This is a genomic window from Rheinheimera sp. 1928-s, from assembly GCF_029269265.1.
In the GTDB taxonomy this organism is placed as follows: Bacteria; Pseudomonadota; Gammaproteobacteria; order Enterobacterales; family Alteromonadaceae; genus Pararheinheimera.
Genome location: NZ_JARIXP010000014.1, coordinates 16,473 through 36,151 on the forward strand (window position 1 = coordinate 16,473; position 19,679 = coordinate 36,151).

Genomic DNA, 19,679 nt, shown 5'->3' on the forward strand with positions numbered 1-19,679 from the left:
ATCAGAACGGCAAGTGAATTAAACAATCAGTACGGCAAATTCATCTGCATCCATTAACGCCATAGCCGGAGCTGTGAGCGTTTGCTGCCATTCAACAGACGGGTCACCATCAGTGATCCAGTGCTTATATGCCATGCGCTGGTTGGCTAAGCCTTCTGCCAATAATTTTGCATCCGGGATCTGACCATAACACTCAGCGCCTTCAGCGGCTGAGTGCGCCAGCAGAATAGAGCCATCAGGCATGTAGCGAACCTTTTCACCAGCCTTGTTTTTGTAGTGACCACGGTAAACGACAATTGAGGTATCACCGATGTTGCCTTTGTAAGAAACATCTTTTCCAAGGTCCTTCAGTGCCGTTTCCAAAGTTGAAGTAGAACCGCGACGTGTTTCCAATTTTTCTTTGACAGTTTTGAACTGACGGAACAGTGACCAGGCTGTGCCATCCAGAATTGCAACATCACAACCATTGGTCATTTCATCAGCTAAATCTTCAATGTCTTTGAACGGGTCGTAAGCTTCTGCTGCGGCTCCACCAGCTAAGAGAATCGCTGACCATTTTTCAGCACCCAACAACACTTTCTTATTGTTGGCGCTGCGTTCAAAGTCAACTTGCAGCAGCTCTGCACCGGTATCATCTTTGATAGTGTAAGCACCGTTCATGACGCATTCGACCGCCATAAATTCCAGCGCCTGGTTGATCGCCACTTCTTCATCATCAAAATTTTGCATGATGATTGCATCACGGCGCTGCTCTGGGGTTAACGGAGTGTCCAAAGACTCACCGGCCAAACGCAGTTGAGTGTTCTCTACGTCGACTTCATGCTTTGGCTTTAGCAAGGCTGGTGTGATTTTCTGGGTTTTGTAGCCGTTAAGGCGCATCACCTTACCTTCAACAATAGGTGACACAAATGCCGCAATCGGTATGTTCTGGTTCACTTTGTCGAGGTAGATTTCTTTGGTTTGGAATGGCACTACCGTTTTGAAAAACATGGCACGAAACAGTGAGCTAACGCGCTGCTTATTTTTACGCGCTGCAATCAACTCTTTTGGGGTGAAAATTGCTGCTGGCATTACTCAGCTCCTTTTAACTGAATTGGAGTACCCACAAATGCTGTAGCTTTTTGCGCAGCAGTTGCACCGACAGGCCATGCAACCATTTCAGGGTTGAATGAACCGCCATCCCATACATTGGCTTGGACCGATGTAGTTGCATCGACTTCAGCCATCAAGACAGCTACAGCTTTTTGCGTACCATCGTTAGCCGCTGGTGCCCACTTATGGTAAGCACCAGTAGTAGAGTTTTGGCCTAATGGCGTTTTTTCTGGCAGCACACCCTGGCCTGAAGCCAGAGTGACTGTGTTAGTGGTGATCAGACGATGTCCGGTCTTCCACTGAGTAAATGAAATGGATTCATTCATTACGCTTTACCTTTTAAATAGTTACCTGCAGCAATTAAGCGGGCAACATTCTGATCTTCAGCAGAAAGTTGGTCGCCATCTGCTACCTGTAAATTGGGTTGCGGGGTTTTAGCCATGGCTTGATCCAGAGCTGTTGCCATAGCAACAGAGGTATCCGGTTCTTCAGCTTTGGCTGGTTCTTTTGGCGTGACAGCCAGCAATGTAATTGCTTCAGTAGCCGACATAGACGTTTTTAAAGCCAGGTGCTGCGCAGCGCTGGCACGACCTTCAGCTTCAGAACTTTGCAGAATCGCGCTAATGCGATCCCGCTCTTGTGCTTGCAGATCAGTAGCGTTTACTGCAGGTGTTGCAGGAGCTTCTGAACCGGCCACCGCGGCGACCGAGCTTGCGGCATCTGCCGCGGTTGCAGTAGTCATGTTTGACCCACCTCTTTTTTTGGTTTTTACAAATTCCAGCATGAGCGGTACTGCTTCATGCCCGTTTACAACTCTATTGGCAAAGCCTATGGCTACGCCTGACTGGCCTGTATACACAGCAGCTTCAGTGCCCATAACGTCATTTTTCGGCATGCCAATACCCTCAGAGACCAACTGGGCGAATTGATCACGTGTCGTGTCGATCTCTGACTGAATTTTGCTCCGGACGTCTTTAGGTAGCTTTTCGTAGGGGTTGCCGTCGACTTTGTGTGCACCGCTGTGAATTAAGGTGATTTCCATCCCCTCTTGTTCCAGCATTTTTTCGTAGCTGTAGTGCGCAACCAGCACACCAACAGAGCCAATTCGACCTGTTTGGGTTATCCAGCGTTCGGTACAGGCTGAGCCCAGAGCCATAGCAGCGCTGCACATGGTGTCGTAGCACAGGCCAACGATCGGTTTTACCTTGCTGAACTCACGGATCAGGTTGGCTGTGTCAAAACAGCCGGCCACTTCACCACCTGGGCTGTCGAAATCCAGCAAGATCCCTTCGATACTTGGGTCATTAATTGCAGCTGACAGGCGCGTGATCAAACCGTCGTAGCCTGTAGCGCCTGAATATGGCTGCACATAGCCGTATTTGTGCAATAAGGTGCCACTAACTGGCAGTACTGCTACACCTTCATAAACCCGATATGGCCGTTCTCTTGGTTTGCTATCCCAGCTGCTGATCAGCTGCTGCATCCCATCGGCATCCATCACTTCACCTGTAGAGGTAACGAGCTGCCCAACACCGGCTTTTAAACAGAGCACGCTGAAAAATGTGGCAGCGTAATTGGGCTCAATAAAAAGGGCCTGATTACAGGCCCTTGATAGGATGTTTAACTTATTCATTGGTAGAGGTGTCCTGGGTTAATGCGCCCATTTGCGCCCAGCTTGGGGTCGGTAACCCAAGCCGCTGGATTTCCTGCAGTTCGCGGTACTGCTGTTCAAACACTTCCTGATAGTCTTTACCCATTAACGCAAGTTCGTCTTCGTAGGTCGACAAACGGCCCTCAATACGCAGTATCGCTTCCTTCACTTCTTTAAGGCCATCAATGGCCAGCTTGCCTTGGCCTATCCATGCGACATTTGTCCAGGCTGCACGTCGCTCATAGAAGTTAAACCGGGACTTTGGCGGCACCAATATCTTGCGATGTAAGGCCTCCTCTAACCAATTGGCAAAAACTATGCTGGCAAAACGCGATGGGATAACTTTGCGCTTACCCATAAAGTAGCGGTGCGACTCGTTGATACTGGCACGGGCTGAGCTGTAGTTCACTTTGCTGAAATCTCTGGCAAGTTGCTCATAACTCAGGCCAAGACCAGCTGCAATGTAACGCAAAATGCTGGTTTCTAAGTCTGAAAACCCGTTGTCTGAGTTTGATGGGTGCGTCAGGTTCAGGCTTTCGCCTGGCATCAGGTGGGGAATTTTCACCCCGTTCATTCTGATGTTGGCTGAGTCGTGATAGTCGGCTAACTGCATCATCCAGTTTTGCAGGTTTTTAACTGAGTCCTTGCCACCAGAGATCAACTGGAACGCTTGCTCTGAGTCCAGCTCTGATTCTATGGTTGCTGCATACATGGCATTGACGATAGCGTTCTGCAGCTTGGTTTGTTGCAACTTATCCAAGCTGTGTAGCTGTGACATCACCGTTAGAAACAGGTTTTCGCCACGGCTTTGACCTGGTTCAGAGGGTTCAAACACGTGAGCAAACTGAGTCCGGCCCCAGGCTGTTTCGCGTTGAACAAATGACCATTTATTAGCTGGCTGCATGCCATATTCTGAGTAGTCAGACTCTTCAACCCAATAGCCTTGAGCGGCCCCATGACGGTCAATTGCAACCCCAGAGCGCAGAGTATTTGTGTTGTGCTGACTACGCGGGTTACTTACCCGCTTAGGACTAACAAGCTTCACACACATGTTAAACAATGATGGCCGATCAGGCGCCCATTCAAAGCAAGCCATACCTTCACCATAGTTAACATGAGATCCAGTTATAGAACGGCAGAGCATTGTAAATGTGCGCTTGCGTTCAGCATCGATGTAACAGCCCGGATCCTCGCCATATTCAATAAAGGCCTGTTCAGCTTCACGGATAAAGGCTCTTGCTGATGTTTCTTCCATACCCAATACACGCCAGTTCAGCTTATAACTTGGCCGGAATAAGTTACCCACCATGTTATCGATATGTAGCTGGACACCGCCTCTGGCCATCGCATTGTTACGGCGAACGTCATCACTTCTGGCGTTTGCCACATCTAGCTGTGGCAAGAGAGCTGCATCAGCACTTTTTAAACTTGGGTTCCAATGTGCCAACTGGCCACCAAAACCGGCACCTGCATGAGTATAAGAAGACGCTTTTCTTGCTAAAGGATTGCCATTTACATCAATGATTCTGCCCATTAGAAGCTTACCCTTGCAGCAGACCGGCGGCGGGGTTTTAAACCCAGCTTCACTTTCAGTTCGTCGATGTAATCAACCAGTTCCTGCTTGTTTGTTTGCTGAAACTGAACCGTGCGCCCGCCTTTACTGATGCTTACAATGTGCTGACCTATCCGCAGTTGATGCAATGCGGCTTCGGCCTCGGCCAGCTGCTCTACTGTTGATGAAGCCATTATTTCCCCATTCGTCTGCCGAGCTCGGCAAAACTATTTGATGTTGATTCTGTTTGAACTTTGTCTTGTCGTAGCGCTTCGAGGTTGAGGCCAAACCGCTCAATCAATATATAAAGTGCTGCCAACGCATATACTAGGCAGTCCAGAGCTTCGTTGCGTCGACCTTCGTTGTCGTATGCAAATACGATCCCTTTACGGGTTTTCTGTGCTTTTCTGACTTCTGAGACCAACTGTATGCAGACATCCTCAGGACAGATGCCATCATCCAAGGGAAGATGTAACGATCTGGCCTCGCCAACTGGCAGGGATATGTCGCTGTAAATCTGGTCTTTTGCAGTGTCAGTGCCTACCGCGGTAAGGAATACACCGGCTGGCTTTGTGATCTTGATTGGCATTCGCTGAATCGGCTGGCCGTATTCGTTAGCCCCGCGAACAGGTATCACATGCAGAATGCCGATGCGTTTCGACATTTCGTAAACAACCTCAGTCCTGTGCCCACCGATATCCCAGCACCATTTTTTAACGCTAAGCTCTTCACCGTTCGCTTTGCGATAAACACGCCTGCAGATTTCTTCCATCTTTATTTTAGAGGCATCATCACGTGGATCACCCATCACTATTTGACGGGCAATCAGGTACTTCTGCATATCCCAGGAGAACCCCCAGACATAAGCCTCAAGCCTGTTGTCTTGGGTATCTATTCCACCAGTGAGAATTACAACTTCATCCGGTACCTGAGCAGAGTAAGATTCTCTTCGCCCCATCAAATGCTGGTGATTAATGCGCTTTGTATGCTGCGGTTGCCAGAGCAACCCTAGCGTTAAGTTCCAAAACGCCTGCAGCTTGTCGACATCACCACTGATGTCTAACCACTCTCGAACCAACTCTATCCAACCTTCGGTAAGATTGAGTGAGTACAGTGCGGATATCATAAAGCCAACACGCTGCGGTGCTTTAGTGCGGCGCCCTTCAGCGTTGTAGAAATCTATGCCGTTCTTTGTCCATGTTCCGGTGTTTGAACAAATCCACTTGCCCAGCTCCTGCATCTTAGTCAGTGATGAATAGTAGATCTGGTCTTCACAATGGCGGCACTGGTAGTAGGCTGTGGCCGCAGCTTGTTCTTTAGGTAGTGTGCGGTCCCACTTCATACCAAATGGCGTATCTTTACCACCCCATTCCAGTATTTGATACTCGCCACAATGCGGACAAGGCAGGTGCATCTGCAGAACAACGTCTGCATCCCCCATCAAGCGTTCTAATGTAGACTGGCCAACAGTCGTTGCCGTAGAACCAAAGATTGCTTTACCAAACGCTGCGCCACGGATACGCTCCCGCATAACCCGAGTGTTGTCACCTTCGCCGCTGTTAATCTTCCAGGCGTCAATTTCATCACCACAGATCACCTGTTTGGTCATCATGCGGAAGTTGTTCGGTGTATCTGCACCAAGAATATCGATACTAAAACCAGCGCCAACTTTCTTTTTTACGTTGTTGTATTCATTGGTCTGCTGCCAGTAAGGCAAGGCCTCCTGCATAACAGGCACTACCCTGATCACCGGGTCGAATTCATCCAGCGTGAACTGCTTGGCTAATCTGTCGTTTGGTTCGTAAACTACACTAGATCGGCGCTTATGCTCAGACAGATACATCAGAGCGCAGCACAGCATTTTGGTGTAGCCGATCCGCGTCGGCTTCTGAACATAGATTTCTTTTACAGCATCGTTGCCCATGCAATTGAGCATCACTACCTGAAGCGGCTGAGTGATCCACTTACCACTAATTTGAGAACTGCCCTCAGGCAGATAGAAATATTTATCAGCCCATTCGACCGCTGTCATCGGCACTTTGGTCATCAAGGGACTCAGCCCCTGGCGTATCGCCGATGTAATCGCTGAAGTCCAACTCTTCGTGGTTAATTTGGATATCAGCTGCTTCATTTTTACACTGCGCAATTATGAGTTTAATGGCCTCGACAGCTTCAATTGGCATATCTGGCCATGCCCTTTTGATGCGCGGCAAAAGAGAATCGAGGTTAGACGTTAGTGCTATTGCTGTTCTGGTCAGCACATCAGCCAGTAATTGGATCGGTGCAAACTGGCGAAGATGTACCGCCAACTTGAACTGACGTTCTTTAATGATCAGCTGTCGATCTGAGTTCTTTAAGCGCTTCTCTTCGATCTCCAAACGCATCATTTCAAGGGGGTCTATTTCGCCTTTAGCTGGAGCGTCTGACTGATTCTTAACTTGGTTTTCTAAGTGACGGATCCGCCACAGAACGACCTCTTTAATGTCGTACCCGCCTCGCCCCTTAGAGTCAGGGAAACCAGGCGTTCTGGCCCAGTTCTGGATAGTGCGAGTTGTCACCCCAAGGTAGTCGGCTACTTCACTTTGTGTTGCCACTTAGCCTCCCAGAGCTGACGCTTTTCACACCTCCAGAAACACGAAAACGAAAAGGCCTAAAAACTAAAAATTGATCGATGTACGAAAGCCTGCGCGCTTCGCACCCGCAGCGATCGAGGGGGTGCGGCACAGTACCTTTTTTAAATCGTTGATTTTGCTACCCTTCATGGCTTGCCCTTCTCAAGCTGGGCCATGCGGGCCTGATGCTCGCGCTCTTCCATCTTGAGGCGACGACTCTGCACCCAGTAGTTCAGGCCCCAGGTAGCAGCAACACCGATGATGCCAGCAATAGCTGCCCACTCTGATAAGCTAAGTGCGCCGACAAAGAACGAACCTCCAGAAGTGGTATAGCTTGCAAATGTCACGGCTTTGTCTGACATGATTCTGTGTCCTGTTTGCATACTTGAGCCTCCCGCCACTTGCGGTATCGCTGCACATCCGTATCGCATAACTTGATATCGGTGATCAGTTGCAGCGTGTACTGCAGGTGATCGTGATTGGTTGTACCGTTAAAGGGCCGCAGTGCGCAGCCCGATTGCAGAAAGTTTGACGGTGGCAGCACTGTTACTGTCTTTGTCACCGTGACCGTGCGCACTTCGACTGGACTGGTAGAGCAACTGGCCAGCAGCATCAGGCAAAGCAGCGTTAGCCCACGTGCGTGTAGGATCATGTTCGGATACCTTCAGTTCGTTACTGTTAATCATCACAGCCTGGTGCTGTTCGTTGATCTGTGTTTCTGATTGCTGGTGCTCTGTATTCAGGCCCGCAACCAGCAATTGTTCATTTACTGCAGCCTGAGCCTGGTCATTCAGATTTTTAACTTCAGAGGTCAGGCCATCCACTTCAAGCTTCTTGTTAGCAAGCTGAATAACCTGCTTATCTACAACAGCGTTCTGTGCTGTCAGCTCTGAATCAAGCACAACAACAGCCATACCCAAGCCAATAGCCAAAGCCGCCGCCGCAATTAACGCACGTGTCATCATCTTCATTATTGTAAGTCCTTGAGGCACATCTTTCGCTCAGCAGCACGGCGTGTGCGTAATCCGTTGGACTCTTTGCCTTTGATGTAAATCCAGCGCATCAGCTGGTTGCATGCAGATACCCGAAAACCTTCGTTCAGGTTTCCCAGCATCGTTGATTTGCGGAACTGGCCAATGCCAACGTTGTACACGAACGACAGATAAGCCGCGTGCTCACCTTCAGATAACGGTACTTTCACCACAGACAAAAGCTGTTTGTTGTGCTCTACCAAGTCACCTGCTAACTGCTGCAGGCATTGGTCATCACTGAACTTCATGCCTGGCTTTAGCTCTTTGCCTGTATGGCCATAGCAGCTGGTTAGTATGTTGGCCGGGTCTAAATAGACTTCGTTCACCTTGCCTTCGTGCGGAGCAATAAGTACAGCACCTGATAGAGCAACAGCACCACTGATACCAGCGGCTAACAATGCACCTTTCAGGCTTTTCATGGCATCCACCAATAAAAAAGCCCCAGGCAAACGCTTGGGGCTAAATCAACAGGCTAACTGAAATTGGGACAACAAAAAACCCGCCTTGTGAGCGGGTTCCTACTGAGTCATTTCCGACCAGCTTAGATAAAAGTACTCTATTTTTAAGGGTAAAAACAGGCAAAAATTTTCACTTTACAGGTATTGTTAGTGTTTTTATCTCATTTTTGGATACTACCTTTACAGTTCTATCACTAGCATCCCAAAACATAAAAAAATCATCGTAAACTCTCATTAGATAGCATTGTTGACATGTGGCCAATGTAATGTGACTACGTCCTGTCTCATTTTTGATTGATAAAGCCGAATAGACAGAGAAAGCAGTCAGCAACGTCGCAAATGTCAATAACGTATGGGTCCATATTAGTCCCGTCGAACCAAACTCGTTTCTAAGACGGATCTTGCCCGCTACGAGCAAAAAAAATACAAACTGATGACAGGCGAATATGTATAAAATATTTGTTTGCCACTTCGGTGAAACAGTTGCAATAACGAAACATAATACTGCCGAAATAAGGGTAGTAGCATGTTCCTTCAAAAAATGAACCCAACTATCACTATGATTTTCAATAGCATTTTCCATTTTTCTTTCGTTATTTTCTAAGATGGTTGAAGCCAAAACTACTAAGAAAACCATGCCTACTGCGTAAACTACAAAATCCAAAGCACTCTTGAAATGTGAATTTAAAGACGAGGGTATTACACTTAGACTTAAACCAAAAACACGAAAATAAACGAGGTCATAGAAAACAGATACAGCTAAGCTCAAAGGCGCCAAGGCAGCCAGACTACTAAAACTAAACAGTGAATTCCTTATCATCAGGTACCTCTTATATAAATTACAACAAAGCTGCTAACTTAATTTCTAACCTTTGAAGAATCACATCAGAATATTGCGGTGGTTTTACGTTCTTGACATAAAAAGAGTGGATAACTTTTTTTTCTTCGATTGTTAGATATTTTATCACAAAATCTATTTCCTGAACCCAATTAGGTACGCTTAGTGAATCGCTTAAATGACTAAACAAATGCTTAGTAGATTTACCTGCCTGCCCTAAAAGACCAGTTTGCATCATCTGATAAGTGATAGATGTAGCACCATATCCGGTACCATACTCCTTACTTCTCCAGAACTTTCCCCATGCTCTGAGCAGGGCCTGTGCTTCTTTTAGGGTCATGCTGCCACCTGTTTTTCTTGTTCATCAAAAGCCATGCTGATGGCGTCAATAAGCTCAACTCTACAAACATCTTCGCAAATAGCCTGAACGGTGCCAAATGTTGGCTCACTGTGCTTGTTTTCCCAGTTCTTGATGGTCCTTGAAGTCACACCATAAAGTCCAGCAACACAATCTTGTGTTAACCCTCTGTGCTTTCTGGCCGCTCGGATTATCGAACCACCATGCAAATTGGCCCGTTCTTTAACCATGGCGCTCAACCCTCGCCTGATACCAACGATAAAACAGGATGCTTGCAACAATGCCCAGTGAGCCACCCCAACCACTGACGAACAGTGCCATATCAGCGTCTGTCGTGTTAGCTGAGATCCGGGCGAACAGGAACTGGCACCAGGTGATCCCCCAGCTGATGGTAAAGGCCAGTGCAATTTTCTGATCGCGAACAAACTGACTGCTTAAACCCAACAGGAACACATTGCCAAAAGTGGCTATAAATAGCAGGGCCAGCTGCTGCAGATCAGTTGCCGGTGAAAATGCCACTGACACCTCCTTTCGGCTGACCATACAGAGCTATCATGGCCGCATCCCGATTATCCGCATTACTTTTGCCATGCCAGCCAGTTAGCCGGTTAAACGCATCTGACTTATACCGTTTACCGCTTCTGGCGCCCTGTAATGGCAAAACCATTTCAACGGTGAAACCAACTGCTGCAAGTTCCTGCAGCAAAAGCTCAGCCGCATATTTCACAGCGCCAATGTTCTGAGCAATCTTCATCATTTGGTTTCGGCTTTGCCCTGCTCGCTGGATCACTGGTTTAAAAGCGTTGATATCTTCCAGCTTGATCCGCAGTTGGTGCTGCCGTGCCAGGTCGGTCAGAAGCTCAATCAGCGACTTATTGCCCAATGTGTAAAGCTGCTGAATGATGCCGGCCTTTACTACAGCAACACCGTGCTTTTTGGTGTCCGGATCAATACCTACAACCAGCATCATTTACCCCTTTTTTGTTAGCTGCATGTTTCCACAGCTGAAAAATCTGAATTCTCTGGAACGCTTGCCAGCAAAGGCCGCTAAGCATTCACTGCTTTTTTCAATGCCTGCACTATGCCTACATTTAAACCCTGTTTTATCAGCCAATCGTGATACACATTCACCGCTTTTAACCGCTCAGATAACGCCTCGGTTTTGATGTACACCGCATCCAATCCCTTAGGCTTATGGTTCAGCAAGCGCTCGGCCATCCAGTAATCAATGCCCAACTCTGCCCATGCAGAACGGGCCATTTTGCGTAAATCGTGGGCCGACCATTTGCCTTTGCTTACCAGCTGAATATGCTTCTGTGCTGCCTGGCTACTGATTGCCTCGGTACCAGCAGGAAATAGAACATCGGAATAAATGCCGAATGACTCGCGAATACTCCTGAACTTATCCAGAAACTCTTTAGCCAGTGCGGTGATAGGTAGAACATGAGTTACATCGGTCTTTGTGATCTCGGCGGGTATTGCCAGCATGCCTGCAGTAAAATCGATGTAAGACCATCGCAATTGCCGGGTCTCACCAATGCGGGTACCAAACAGCAGCATTAGCCACACCAGCGCCCAACCATCCACGGCAGCACGTTGCAACTGCTCCCACACCAGCGGCAAACTGGTGACACGCAACCGGCTTTCCTTCGGCTTGATCCGCTTCGTTACATGGTCAACAAACTTCATTCCCGCCATATAGTCAGCCGACAGCAACTCAAGCTTTGCAGCCAGCTTTACGGCCGTCTTTAAGGTTCCCCAATACTTGCGCATCGTTGACGGTTTTAAATCAGAGTTAACCAAAGGCAGGATCAGCTGAGTATCAAGCACCGCTTTAGTCAACTGGCCAACAGGCAAAGTGCCAAGCAGCGGCATTAAATGAGCGTCAATCGCACTTTCTACCGCTCTGCGCCATTCTGGCGATTTCGTAACTTCCTTGGCCGTTCTGTCGCGGTACCACTCCAGCAACTGACCAACAGTTTCAAAGGTGCCTGTTTTCACTGTCTGGCCAGCACTTAACTTGCTCAGTACATCCGGTACCATTGCCACAACATCTTTGGTTTTCAGTGTTGGCCAGTAGCCAAGGCGGTGACGTATCTTGATCCGGTTTTGATACTGCACTAAGTACCAGGTGGCCTTTTGACGGCCAGAACGGTACCGAAGCGCAAGGGGCTGACGCTGATCACGCAGTTCGCCAACATCAGCATCAGCTGCATGCCGGGTGATAGCTGCATCAGATATAACGACAGATAAAGACTGCATCAGTACCCCTGCTCAAACTTCGTTTTGTTTCGTTCTAATGCTGCCATCATCTGCCTGAGCTCTAACGGCGGCATTGCCCTTAACTTTGCTTCAATGGCCTGTGGGCTCATCATTCTTTGCCTTTCATGGTGTAACCACAAACAGGCCACTTTGTTTACTGCCTCAGCCTCTGCTAAAGCCGGATCCGCAGCTAAATTCACAAAGGTCAAATGGCACTCCGCATGCTGCCCCAGTTAAACGCAACTACTTTGCCTCCGTCCTGACGTAAGCGGTCAAACGCCCTATCGCCAATAGCTTCGCGGATGCCTGTTCTATCCAGGTTGCTGATCAGCACCGTGGGCAACATGTTTTTGTAGCGACCGTCGATAATGTCGAACACAAACAGAATTTCTGTTTCGGTACCGCGCTGCTGGCCAACTTCATCAATGATCAGTAAATCAAGTTCGCTCAGCTGTTTCAGCAGCATACTTTCAGACATAGCTGCGCCTTTTCCCCAACAATCCTTTAACTCTCGTACCAGGCCGCTTAACGTAGCTAGCCGGCACTTTTTCTGAGGCATCAATTCGTTCAACATGGCGCTGGCCAGCATGGTTTTGCCCGTACCTACCCGACCACTCAGGATCAAGTTGCCATTGCCACCGTTTTTAATGCGCTGAGTAAAATCCATGGCTTCCTGCAGAGCCTGAGCGTGGTCTTGTGTATCAACCCTGTAATCAGCAAATGTAACTTGGGAGTAGCGCGGCGAAACTCCAGCTTCGATCCTGCTGCGTTCCAGTCTTGCCCTCGCAGCTTTAGCAGCGTTTTGCTCGTCAATTTTTACCTGAAGAGCAGTACTCTCAGCAGCACATAAGCTGCAAGCGCTAAGCACAACAAACCGATCACCCATAGCCTGGTACCTGAAATCAAAAGCACCGTGTTTTGAGCAGTGGCCTTGCTCTGGCTTTTCCGGAACACTCGACACAAAATTCAAATGGCTCATAGGTCACCCCCTTCGTAAACTTGGTTATCAAACGTTTGCGGAAAACGGCCTTGCTGCGAAACTGGTGGCGTCGCAGAGTTGTCTCTCCAGTACCTCAGAGCGGCCTGCCAGTCTTTCATTTTCGTTCGACCAACAACCCAACCCTTGGTAGTGTGGTAGTTAACAAACTTCGTGGCCTCACTCGGGTTGCCCCAATTAATTTCCTGCATGTAGGCAATCACCTGATCAACCGTAGGGGGCATAAAACGCTTTTGTTTTTCCGGAGGTTCAGCCTCCGGTTGTTTGGCAGAATCTTCTGGATTCAGGGATAAGGAATCAGGATTCAGGATCAAGGAATCAGCAGGAGCAGTTCCGTCTTGCTCTGGAATTAATCCAGAGAAATCGCGATTAATCGTGAGTGTATTTAAATCAATAATTTGCCGCATTGATTCGTTGTAACCTGGAACATCAGTACCGCCTTCACGCTCGTTCTTATGCGGGTTCTGATGTTTCTCGAAATTCACTATGTTTAGGTAAATTTTATCGCCATCCGAGTAAAACCGAATGAATCCAGATTTATCGAGATTAATCGCGAGTTTTTTCACATCAGTATCGTCGTACGGCAGAAGCTGAGCCTTAATCTTGGCCGCTCGCCATTCGAGATCGCCTTTGTAATCGGCCAGAGTCCAAAGACCAATAAAGAACAATCGACCCAAAGCGCAGTTATGTTCTGCCAGATCGTCGTTCATAAAGAACGCATGCTTTATATTCCTTGCTCTGGCCATATCAAATACTCGCCTGCAAGCTAACGCACTTGCGGTTTGTGGGGTTTTCAGTTACATTTTTAACCATGGACATTAAAACCTCGTCGTAGTGGTTAGTGTTCTGGATAGGCCTGTTGACGCAGGCCTTTCGCTTTTCTGGCAGTCGTACCTGCCGCCGTTCTGCAGGTTGCCGCCCAATGCACACTGGAGGCGCATATGGACCGCAAACCCTATTACCTTGACCTTTACCGCAAAGTGCTGGAAGAAGCCCGTATTGGCTATACGCTGGCGATTTTTGGCGATCACCTCGCAACACTGCAAGGCTATGAAAAACACACAGGCCTGAATGCTGTTCACTACTTTCTGATGGAAAAGCACCACTGGACGCGCGGCCAAATACAAGCCATGACGCAGGCTGACATTCTCTTTGCTATGTCTGAAGAGTTTGACTTGTGGACAATGCCCGACGATGCCAGACAGGTTCTGGCTGATATGGCTGAACATCACTTCTCACCCTCGAGTAATTGAAGGTTTTGCTCCAGCAGGTATGCCCACGCAGCCGTAAAGACTAAAAGCACCACTGTAGCGGCAATGAACAACCAGGCTAATAATGTGGACTGTGGTGGGAACATAGGCACAAAGCCGAACATAAACACCAGATACGAACACCAGGTGGAGAATATGGTGCATTTTCGGCTGAATATACGGTGTAGGGCTCTACTCGATTTCATTAGGGTTACCTACATTAAGTTGAGGAAATTAAAAACTAACCAGCACTCCGCTACTATCCGGCAACGCTTATCTGGCTTATCGGCTTTCGCCGAAGTGTTTGTTATTCGCCACCCTGGGTGCCTCCCAGTGACTGGTTACATCATTACCAGTCGGATAGTCGGCCATCTAATGATCCCCGTGCGCTTAGCCGGATTAGTGGCGAATAACGTGCTTGTCTTTCCAAGCTGCCAACACGAATTAACACCAATGTCACCTGAGTTTGATTGGTTGACGCAGTACCGAAGGTTTGACTGGCAGAGGCATCTGCTATCAGCCCCCAGCACCAGCATCGGTAAGCACTCTTACAAAAGCACTTACCGATGCCGGTAATCAAAAACCGCCGTTCAGTCGAACTTGCTGCTCGTTTTCGTTCCTGCAGATGTCGCCACAAAACAAAGTAGATTCCGGTACAGGCTTGCCGCACCAGTTGCATGTACGCTGCTGAATAACGTCCAATGTGAAGCTTTGCAGAGGTACGGTTAGATCCGTTAACTGTGAGTCAGCTGCTGGTGATGTTGAATTCATGCCGCTTCATCCTCTTTTTCTGATTGGCGCTGAAGTTCAGCAATCAGTTTTGTTGCTATATCGAGGTCTATTTTCTTTACGGCATCACTTGTGAACTTCCATACGTTCTTGTATTCGACGTTAGCTTTTTCACAGAGGGCCTTTAGCTTTCCACGACCAGCATGAATTTCAATTAATCTCTGTCTCAGTTCATCGGTGCTCAAGGCTAAAATCTCACTTTTAAGATATTTGGATAGATATTAAGATCAATATCTCATTTTTGCAACATCAAGTTAAGCTGTAATGTCTAAACGTGATCAGAGTTTAAATAGGTACGTATTTCAGTGTTTATCAAATAGAGGTAAAGTACTCAGGCGTTGCAAGTAGGAAATCTGCACGTGTAAAAACTAAAAAAAGGAGAGTTTGATGAGAAAACTAATGTTACTTTTGGCGGCTGCTTTTATCTTCTGCGGTTGTTCAAGCGTAGGCAACGAGAAGATAAGTAAAGAAGACCAAGCATCAATAGAAAGTAAGCTGGTAAAGGGTGTAACCACCAAAGCAGAAGTCAGAGCAACGTTTGGTGATCCTCTTGATGCAACGTTTCATGATAGTGGCAATGAAATGTGGAAGTATGTGTTTACAGAGCAAAGCTGCAACGCTTCATGCTATTTTATCTACACAGCCTGGGCTTATAGTTCTTCTTCAGGCATTCAAAAAACACTTACTGTTTTGTTCGATGACAAAGGAACTGTAAAAAACTATATCCTCTCTGAATCTGCTGTTGAGTCAAAGCACGGCTTGTTTTCAGGCTAATTCCGAACGAACTAGAGAAAAGTCCTGCAATGCGGGACTTTTTTATGCATTTAATTATCAGATAATTAAATTCAGGTTTAATAAATCTCATTTTAGAGATATTATCGTGTATGTTTGTATACACGTTGCAAAAGTGATTGCATTTGATCTCAGGCATTTTACGCGGGCCATTTGAATGAATACTCAGGATATAGTTGCTAAAAACTTAGCTGATATATTGAAGAAATTAGACTTAGCGCCGACAGCGTTCAGTGATCTATGCAAGCAAAATGGTATCCAAATTGATAAATCGATGCTGTCTCGTTTTAAAAATGGCGCATCACTAAGGCTAGATAAATTGGATGAGATTGTAAGAGGCTTGCGGTTATTAGATGGTTTCGGAGATTTAAATGCGGTTGATCTACTTACTGAGAACCTGCTTAATGCTGAGAAGGAAATCCAAGCCCCAGTACTACAGCATGAAAAATTAGAACAGATGTTTGCAAAATTGTTTGTTGACCTGTCTCAACTGAGATGGGCTCAGTTAAACAATGAAGTTTCGATGCAGACACTTGTCGACTTCTCAGTCTATAGCATGAAGAATGCTGGTTTCGAAGTAGTAAAGACTGGGACTGAACTCACCAGTAAAACCAGTTAATTAGTTCCAGCGAGAAATTCTGACTACGTTTACTTTGCCTTCTACGGCGTCTTTTTTCAGCAATTCTTCAACTTCAGTTTTAAAGCTATAACCGTAATCATTTAGCATCTGATTGCAGCGCTCTAGCTCAGTGACCTTTCGCATATCATTCGGCATTTCGTAGACCTTTAAGAGCTCTATGGCAATATAGTGAGCTCGTGAATTGAGCTTTTCTATAGCTATATCCTCTATAGATCTTAAGGCTATTTTACGGAAAGTGAAAAATCTATACCCAAAGAAAGCACTCAGTATAAAAATTAAAACTACTAAACCGGTAACTACTAGATTATCCAATTTTAAACACTCCTTGTTCGCGCTTCCAAATAGACCAAATATGGCGAAAAATTGCAACAGCGGCCAATATCTTTAATGCTGGTATACCGAACTTATAAATATCGCCGGTTAAATCAAAGTTGAAAATTACCCGATCAAAAAACCTCATGCAGTTGAAACACAACAGCATAAATACACACAAAAAAAGCTCCTTGGATTCGGGTTCAGGTTCTACGTTAAACTTTTTGTGTAGAAAATATAAAAAGTAAATCGATACCAGGCTCATTAGCATAAAAGACGGGTACCAAATCAGCCTGGTCATCTCCTTGCTAACCTCAGAAAGGGAGTACATCGCAGGGGTTACAGCAACCTTTACCAGGTCTGACAATAGCCAGACACCTACAGCTATACGGTATGAAACATTATTTAGAGCTAAGAAAGCAATGAATGCTGCGACAAGGTAGATAACCCAAGTCAGACTGCTAATGCTCATCAAAAGATTTTGTACCTCACCCCACATCGCGATGCACCTTACGTTTTATTTTGGTGGCTCGATACCAGTATCACGAGCCGTAGCTTTCGGCGGCTCGATACCAGTATCAAGAGTTGTAGCTTTCGGTGGCTCAATACCAGTGTCATCAACAGAAGCGTTTTCCAACAACAATCGAGCTTCTTCACTAATAGTGACTTTATCAGCCGCAGATACTGCCTGCGTCTTTACTTGGCCTTCTGCTTTTACAGATGCTGTGGCAGCCGCTGTTGATACGGAACCTTCTGTTAATACAGAAGTTTTAATTCCAGTTGCGTTTACTGAACTCATACACACTTCCTTTTAAGATGTTGACCTAAATACATCTCATTTTTTCAGTATAGAGACAAGATTACCAGCACTAACACATCATAAACTTCTGATATTTCTTTAACTTTAGTTAACTCTATGATTAATAAAGTACATTTTTCGCTCAGAAAAATCTCAATTCCGTTCTGAAACCATTCAATAACATCCATATTATCTCATGACTGAGACAAAAAACAGCTATTTATCTCATTTTAGAGATTTTATTGTTGCACATTTGAGATATTTGCGTATATTTAGCAAAAACCAACGGTATTATCTCAAATAAGAGAGGTTGTATGTCAGTCTTAACAAAAACCACCCACCGCCGCAAACACGCAATGGAAGAGCTGCATTTGTTAAGCCTGCGCTTCCGCTGCTTTATGAGTACCTACGTTGATGTGAGCCAAGATCCAAAGGTGAAGGCCTCGCAGCAACGTCTGCTGAATCAAATCAAACGCGCCCTGCCAAGCCCTGAGTTTCAGGCTAATTACATGGACCATATGGGCACTATTGGCACGGATGGGCGCTTTGCTCTGCATATCAACAACGATATGACGCACTGCACTGTATTGCGCACCAGCACGCTGGCCAACGTTCACCAGTTCTTAAGAGGTGGTGCATGAGCGCAGTTCAAACAGCACAGCTATGCCCTACTTCGGTTTTTACCGTGCAGACAGATTCAGAACTGACGCTGCTGCAACGCACAGCCATTTACCTGATAGACCAGAACTGCTTTCACCCTGAGTCGGTGATGGGGATTGGCGCTATTAAACGCCTGGGTGTTTTCCACAGTCACGCCCAGGCAGTTTACCAAACCAACCTACTCGCTGAATCAGGCTGGCTGTTATCACACGAAGGCGCTTACAGGCCTTCACCAAAAGCAATCAACTGGCTGATAGCTCAAGGCGCAAGAGCTGGCTTATCTGCCGTTACACAGGAGCAGAATTATGTGGTTTAAAAACGCCAGGCTATACGCCATTACCGAGGCCTTATCTACTGATGCTGAGCAAATTGAACAGGCCTTAGCGGCCTTCAAGTTTGCGCCCTGCACTTCACAGGAAGCTTTAAAGCTGGGCTTCTGCTTTGCAATGCACCCGGGCACTAAAGAGTATTGCCACCAGGTGGGCGATTTGATGGTGTTCAGTATTAAAAAGCAGGAAAAGCTGTTGCCCGCACCTGTGGTAAATGAAGAACTGGCGCCGAAAGTTGAAGCTATGGAGCAAGAAAAATGCCGGCCACTTAGCCGCAAAGAAAAACAGGCCTTAAAAGAAGAGTTGATCCAGACCCTGCTGCCACGTGCTTTCAGTAAATCGACTGTAACCACTGCGTACTACGACCGCAGCACCAGCATGCTGATTGTTGATACAGCAAGTGCAGCTACGGCTGAAGAGTTTCTGGCACTTCTGCGTAAGGCCTTTGGCTCACTACCAGCCATGCCGCTTCTGGACAACCACCAGTTAAACCAACAGATGTACTTCTGGCTGCAGGGTAAAGAGTTGCCGGCAGGTATTACGCTGGGCAGTTCGGCCGTGCTGAAAGCACCGGATGAAGAAGGCGCACAGGCCAAGTTTATCAACCACCTGCTATCTGCTGATGAAGTGCAAAGCCACCTGCAAGACAAGCTGGTTACGCAGCTGCAGTTAGAGCAGGACGAAAAAATCAGCTTTACCGTACGTGATGACGGCAGCTTAACCGGCATTAAATTCCATGACCTGCTTTGCAGCGACAACGAAGAACTGGGCTGGGACGATGTGATAGGCCGCCTGGATGCCGACTTTATTCTGATGTCCGGTCAGTTCAAGCAAACCCTTACCTGCCTTCTGGCCAACTTAAAACCGGAGGCCTAACCATGTTCGCTGTATTCGGTATCGACCCTAAAAAAGTGAAAGAGAAGGCCCATAAGCTGGCTCTGGCGGTTGTCGGTAAAGCGCAGAAGAAGGCAAAGGAAACCAAGGGTAAAACCAAGGTTCCGGCCGTTGAGGTGGTCGAAGCTGAGCTTTTAGCAAAGCTGCTTGAGTCTACCCCCCCCATTCGCGTCAGCCCCGAATACAGCATGCCGACTACGTGCGAGCAGTACATAGCCATGGCAGAGAAAGAAGGCTTTATCCGGTGCGCTGTGTTTATCAAAGCACCAGCAGTATCGAAAGACAAAAAAGGCCGCAGCAAAACCGTGCAGCGTTATGTGCAGTTTGTGCCGGGCCAAGATTACCAGTTGAAGGGGTTTTAGG

Annotated in this window: 29 protein-coding genes; 7 read left to right on the forward strand and 22 right to left on the reverse strand. The window is 47.1% G+C overall.

All coding sequences use genetic code 11. The features are described from left to right. Positions 1-18: 18 nt before the first annotated feature. The 18 genes from P3C17_RS20300 to P3C17_RS20385 form a co-directional block, all read right to left on the reverse strand. Positions 19-1,071, reverse strand: coding sequence for a major capsid protein (locus P3C17_RS20300; protein WP_300931119.1), 1,053 nt, complete (start codon positions 1,069-1,071; stop codon positions 19-21). Further along, positions 1,071-1,418 carry a head decoration protein gene (locus tag P3C17_RS20305; protein WP_300931120.1) on the reverse strand — a complete coding sequence of 116 codons (348 nt, stop codon included), beginning with the start codon at positions 1,416-1,418 and terminating at the stop codon, positions 1,071-1,073. The genes P3C17_RS20300 and P3C17_RS20305 overlap by 1 nt, the downstream gene beginning before the upstream one ends. Beyond that, positions 1,418-2,725 (reverse strand): S49 family peptidase, encoded by a 1,308-nt coding sequence (locus P3C17_RS20310; RefSeq protein WP_300931121.1) that lies wholly within the window; start codon positions 2,723-2,725, stop codon positions 1,418-1,420. Before P3C17_RS20310 ends, P3C17_RS20305 begins: the two co-directional genes overlap by 1 nt. Further along, positions 2,718-4,277 (reverse strand): phage portal protein, encoded by a 1,560-nt coding sequence (locus tag P3C17_RS20315; RefSeq protein WP_300931122.1) that lies wholly within the window; start codon positions 4,275-4,277, stop codon positions 2,718-2,720. Before P3C17_RS20315 ends, P3C17_RS20310 begins: the two co-directional genes overlap by 8 nt. Continuing rightward, the gene (gpW, locus tag P3C17_RS20320) at positions 4,277-4,489 is read right to left on the reverse strand and encodes a gpW family head-tail joining protein (RefSeq protein WP_300931123.1); all 213 of its coding nucleotides are present in this window, start codon (positions 4,487-4,489) and stop codon (positions 4,277-4,279) included. Before gpW ends, P3C17_RS20315 begins: the two co-directional genes overlap by 1 nt. Further along, positions 4,489-6,342, reverse strand: coding sequence for a terminase gpA endonuclease subunit (locus P3C17_RS20325; protein ID WP_300931157.1), 1,854 nt, complete (start codon positions 6,340-6,342; stop codon positions 4,489-4,491). The genes gpW and P3C17_RS20325 overlap by 1 nt, the downstream gene beginning before the upstream one ends. After that, positions 6,305-6,889, reverse strand: coding sequence for a hypothetical protein (locus tag P3C17_RS20330; protein ID WP_300931124.1), 585 nt, complete (start codon positions 6,887-6,889; stop codon positions 6,305-6,307). The genes P3C17_RS20325 and P3C17_RS20330 overlap by 38 nt, the downstream gene beginning before the upstream one ends. 164 nt (positions 6,890-7,053) lie before the next feature. Further along, complete coding sequence (locus P3C17_RS20335; protein WP_300931125.1) at positions 7,054-7,269, reverse strand: HP1 family phage holin; 216 nt, start codon at positions 7,267-7,269, stop codon at positions 7,054-7,056. Between the two features lie 129 nt (positions 7,270-7,398). Next, positions 7,399-7,878, reverse strand: a complete 480-nt coding sequence (locus P3C17_RS20340) for a hypothetical protein (RefSeq protein ID WP_300931126.1) — start codon at positions 7,876-7,878, stop codon at positions 7,399-7,401. Beyond that, positions 7,878-8,357: a lysozyme gene (locus P3C17_RS20345; RefSeq protein WP_300931127.1), complete on the reverse strand. Its 480-nt coding sequence runs from the start codon at positions 8,355-8,357 to the stop codon at positions 7,878-7,880. The genes P3C17_RS20340 and P3C17_RS20345 overlap by 1 nt, the downstream gene beginning before the upstream one ends. 169 nt (positions 8,358-8,526) lie before the next feature. Further along, complete coding sequence (locus tag P3C17_RS20350) at positions 8,527-9,060, reverse strand: hypothetical protein (RefSeq protein WP_300931128.1); 534 nt, start codon at positions 9,058-9,060, stop codon at positions 8,527-8,529. 175 nt (positions 9,061-9,235) lie between these two features. After that, positions 9,236-9,574: a hypothetical protein gene (locus P3C17_RS20355; protein ID WP_300931129.1), complete on the reverse strand. Its 339-nt coding sequence runs from the start codon at positions 9,572-9,574 to the stop codon at positions 9,236-9,238. Next, positions 9,571-9,822 carry a helix-turn-helix transcriptional regulator gene (locus tag P3C17_RS20360; protein ID WP_300931130.1) on the reverse strand — a complete coding sequence of 84 codons (252 nt, stop codon included), beginning with the start codon at positions 9,820-9,822 and terminating at the stop codon, positions 9,571-9,573. The genes P3C17_RS20355 and P3C17_RS20360 overlap by 4 nt, the downstream gene beginning before the upstream one ends. Next, positions 9,815-10,111 (reverse strand): hypothetical protein, encoded by a 297-nt coding sequence (locus P3C17_RS20365; protein ID WP_300931131.1) that lies wholly within the window; start codon positions 10,109-10,111, stop codon positions 9,815-9,817. Before P3C17_RS20365 ends, P3C17_RS20360 begins: the two co-directional genes overlap by 8 nt. Then, entirely contained in the window at positions 10,089-10,562 is a 474-nt protein-coding gene (locus P3C17_RS20370; protein WP_300931132.1) for a hypothetical protein, read from the reverse strand. Before P3C17_RS20370 ends, P3C17_RS20365 begins: the two co-directional genes overlap by 23 nt. A gap of 77 nt (positions 10,563-10,639) precedes the next feature. Beyond that, positions 10,640-11,854, reverse strand: a complete 1,215-nt coding sequence (locus P3C17_RS20375) for a site-specific integrase (protein ID WP_300931133.1) — start codon at positions 11,852-11,854, stop codon at positions 10,640-10,642. 205 nt (positions 11,855-12,059) lie between these two features. After that, positions 12,060-12,833, reverse strand: coding sequence for an ATP-binding protein (locus P3C17_RS20380; protein ID WP_300931134.1), 774 nt, complete (start codon positions 12,831-12,833; stop codon positions 12,060-12,062). Next, positions 12,830-13,561: a hypothetical protein gene (locus tag P3C17_RS20385; protein ID WP_300931135.1), complete on the reverse strand. Its 732-nt coding sequence runs from the start codon at positions 13,559-13,561 to the stop codon at positions 12,830-12,832. Before P3C17_RS20385 ends, P3C17_RS20380 begins: the two co-directional genes overlap by 4 nt. A gap of 231 nt (positions 13,562-13,792) precedes the next feature. On the opposite strand from P3C17_RS20385, the gene P3C17_RS20390 reads away from it, so the two are divergent. Beyond that, the gene (locus tag P3C17_RS20390) at positions 13,793-14,104 is read left to right on the forward strand and encodes a hypothetical protein (protein WP_300931136.1); all 312 of its coding nucleotides are present in this window, start codon (positions 13,793-13,795) and stop codon (positions 14,102-14,104) included. A gap of 764 nt (positions 14,105-14,868) precedes the next feature. Here the strand turns inward: P3C17_RS20390 and P3C17_RS20395 are convergent. Next, positions 14,869-15,075 (reverse strand): hypothetical protein, encoded by a 207-nt coding sequence (locus tag P3C17_RS20395; protein ID WP_300931137.1) that lies wholly within the window; start codon positions 15,073-15,075, stop codon positions 14,869-14,871. Positions 15,076-15,277: 202 nt separating this feature from the next. Between P3C17_RS20395 and bamE the strand changes: the two genes are divergently transcribed. Next, positions 15,278-15,664, forward strand: a complete 387-nt coding sequence (bamE, locus tag P3C17_RS20400; RefSeq protein WP_300931138.1) for an outer membrane protein assembly factor BamE — start codon at positions 15,278-15,280, stop codon at positions 15,662-15,664. 175 nt (positions 15,665-15,839) lie between these two features. After that, positions 15,840-16,301 carry a hypothetical protein gene (locus P3C17_RS20405; RefSeq protein WP_300931139.1) on the forward strand — a complete coding sequence of 154 codons (462 nt, stop codon included), beginning with the start codon at positions 15,840-15,842 and terminating at the stop codon, positions 16,299-16,301. On the opposite strand, the gene P3C17_RS20410 is transcribed toward P3C17_RS20405, so the two are convergent. From P3C17_RS20410 to P3C17_RS20420, 3 genes are read right to left on the reverse strand one after another with little or no spacing between them, the layout of a single operon-like run. Further along, positions 16,302-16,634: a hypothetical protein gene (locus tag P3C17_RS20410; protein WP_300931140.1), complete on the reverse strand. Its 333-nt coding sequence runs from the start codon at positions 16,632-16,634 to the stop codon at positions 16,302-16,304. Next, the gene (locus P3C17_RS20415; protein WP_300931141.1) at positions 16,627-17,133 is read right to left on the reverse strand and encodes a hypothetical protein; all 507 of its coding nucleotides are present in this window, start codon (positions 17,131-17,133) and stop codon (positions 16,627-16,629) included. The genes P3C17_RS20410 and P3C17_RS20415 overlap by 8 nt, the downstream gene beginning before the upstream one ends. 18 nt (positions 17,134-17,151) lie before the next feature. Next, positions 17,152-17,433, reverse strand: coding sequence for a hypothetical protein (locus tag P3C17_RS20420; protein WP_300931142.1), 282 nt, complete (start codon positions 17,431-17,433; stop codon positions 17,152-17,154). A 314-nt stretch (positions 17,434-17,747) separates the two neighbouring features. Between P3C17_RS20420 and P3C17_RS20425 the strand changes: the two genes are divergently transcribed. Genes P3C17_RS20425 through P3C17_RS20440 form a run of 4 tightly spaced genes read left to right on the forward strand, consistent with a single transcriptional unit; the run spans position 17,748 to position 19,678 of the window. Further along, positions 17,748-18,074 carry a hypothetical protein gene (locus tag P3C17_RS20425; RefSeq protein ID WP_300931143.1) on the forward strand — a complete coding sequence of 109 codons (327 nt, stop codon included), beginning with the start codon at positions 17,748-17,750 and terminating at the stop codon, positions 18,072-18,074. After that, a complete protein-coding gene (locus tag P3C17_RS20430) occupies positions 18,071-18,409 on the forward strand; it encodes a hypothetical protein (protein WP_300931144.1) in 339 nt (112 codons plus the stop codon). The genes P3C17_RS20425 and P3C17_RS20430 overlap by 4 nt, the downstream gene beginning before the upstream one ends. Beyond that, the gene (locus tag P3C17_RS20435; RefSeq protein WP_300931145.1) at positions 18,399-19,298 is read left to right on the forward strand and encodes a recombination-associated protein RdgC; all 900 of its coding nucleotides are present in this window, start codon (positions 18,399-18,401) and stop codon (positions 19,296-19,298) included. The genes P3C17_RS20430 and P3C17_RS20435 overlap by 11 nt, the downstream gene beginning before the upstream one ends. Before the next feature lie 2 nt (positions 19,299-19,300). Further along, positions 19,301-19,678 (forward strand): hypothetical protein, encoded by a 378-nt coding sequence (locus P3C17_RS20440; protein ID WP_300931146.1) that lies wholly within the window; start codon positions 19,301-19,303, stop codon positions 19,676-19,678. Position 19,679: the final 1 nt, after the last annotated feature.

What these genes read in the sequence shown, in the direction of transcription:
- P3C17_RS20340 (WP_300931126.1), bottom strand. Translation starts at nt 7,878, where the DNA reads ATGAAGATGATGACACGTGCGTTAATTGCGGCGGCGGCTTTGGCTATT.
- P3C17_RS20380 (WP_300931134.1), bottom strand. Translation starts at nt 12,833, where the DNA reads ATGAGCCATTTGAATTTTGTGTCGAGTGTTCCGGAAAAGCCAGAGCAA.
- P3C17_RS20360 (WP_300931130.1), bottom strand. Translation starts at nt 9,822, where the DNA reads ATGGTTAAAGAACGGGCCAATTTGCATGGTGGTTCGATAATCCGAGCG.
- P3C17_RS20300 (WP_300931119.1), bottom strand. Translation starts at nt 1,071, where the DNA reads ATGCCAGCAGCAATTTTCACCCCAAAAGAGTTGATTGCAGCGCGTAAA.
- P3C17_RS20420 (WP_300931142.1), bottom strand. Translation starts at nt 17,433, where the DNA reads ATGAGTTCAGTAAACGCAACTGGAATTAAAACTTCTGTATTAACAGAA.
- P3C17_RS20415 (WP_300931141.1), bottom strand. Translation starts at nt 17,133, where the DNA reads ATGTGGGGTGAGGTACAAAATCTTTTGATGAGCATTAGCAGTCTGACT.
- P3C17_RS20335 (WP_300931125.1), bottom strand. Translation starts at nt 7,269, where the DNA reads ATGTCAGACAAAGCCGTGACATTTGCAAGCTATACCACTTCTGGAGGT.
- P3C17_RS20370 (WP_300931132.1), bottom strand. Translation starts at nt 10,562, where the DNA reads ATGATGCTGGTTGTAGGTATTGATCCGGACACCAAAAAGCACGGTGTT.
- P3C17_RS20390 (WP_300931136.1), top strand. Translation starts at nt 13,793, where the DNA reads ATGGACCGCAAACCCTATTACCTTGACCTTTACCGCAAAGTGCTGGAA.
- P3C17_RS20405 (WP_300931139.1), top strand. Translation starts at nt 15,840, where the DNA reads ATGAATACTCAGGATATAGTTGCTAAAAACTTAGCTGATATATTGAAG.
- P3C17_RS20425 (WP_300931143.1), top strand. Translation starts at nt 17,748, where the DNA reads ATGTCAGTCTTAACAAAAACCACCCACCGCCGCAAACACGCAATGGAA.
- P3C17_RS20305 (WP_300931120.1), bottom strand. Translation starts at nt 1,418, where the DNA reads ATGAATGAATCCATTTCATTTACTCAGTGGAAGACCGGACATCGTCTG.
- P3C17_RS20315 (WP_300931122.1), bottom strand. Translation starts at nt 4,277, where the DNA reads ATGGGCAGAATCATTGATGTAAATGGCAATCCTTTAGCAAGAAAAGCG.
- P3C17_RS20355 (WP_300931129.1), bottom strand. Translation starts at nt 9,574, where the DNA reads ATGACCCTAAAAGAAGCACAGGCCCTGCTCAGAGCATGGGGAAAGTTC.
- P3C17_RS20325 (WP_300931157.1), bottom strand. Translation starts at nt 6,342, where the DNA reads ATGACCAAAGTGCCGATGACAGCGGTCGAATGGGCTGATAAATATTTC.
- bamE (WP_300931138.1), top strand. Translation starts at nt 15,278, where the DNA reads ATGAGAAAACTAATGTTACTTTTGGCGGCTGCTTTTATCTTCTGCGGT.
- P3C17_RS20385 (WP_300931135.1), bottom strand. Translation starts at nt 13,561, where the DNA reads ATGAACGACGATCTGGCAGAACATAACTGCGCTTTGGGTCGATTGTTC.
- gpW (WP_300931123.1), bottom strand. Translation starts at nt 4,489, where the DNA reads ATGGCTTCATCAACAGTAGAGCAGCTGGCCGAGGCCGAAGCCGCATTG.
- P3C17_RS20345 (WP_300931127.1), bottom strand. Translation starts at nt 8,357, where the DNA reads ATGAAAAGCCTGAAAGGTGCATTGTTAGCCGCTGGTATCAGTGGTGCT.
- P3C17_RS20430 (WP_300931144.1), top strand. Translation starts at nt 18,071, where the DNA reads ATGAGCGCAGTTCAAACAGCACAGCTATGCCCTACTTCGGTTTTTACC.
- P3C17_RS20375 (WP_300931133.1), bottom strand. Translation starts at nt 11,854, where the DNA reads ATGCAGTCTTTATCTGTCGTTATATCTGATGCAGCTATCACCCGGCAT.
- P3C17_RS20435 (WP_300931145.1), top strand. Translation starts at nt 18,399, where the DNA reads ATGTGGTTTAAAAACGCCAGGCTATACGCCATTACCGAGGCCTTATCT.
- P3C17_RS20310 (WP_300931121.1), bottom strand. Translation starts at nt 2,725, where the DNA reads ATGAATAAGTTAAACATCCTATCAAGGGCCTGTAATCAGGCCCTTTTT.
- P3C17_RS20440 (WP_300931146.1), top strand. Translation starts at nt 19,301, where the DNA reads ATGTTCGCTGTATTCGGTATCGACCCTAAAAAAGTGAAAGAGAAGGCC.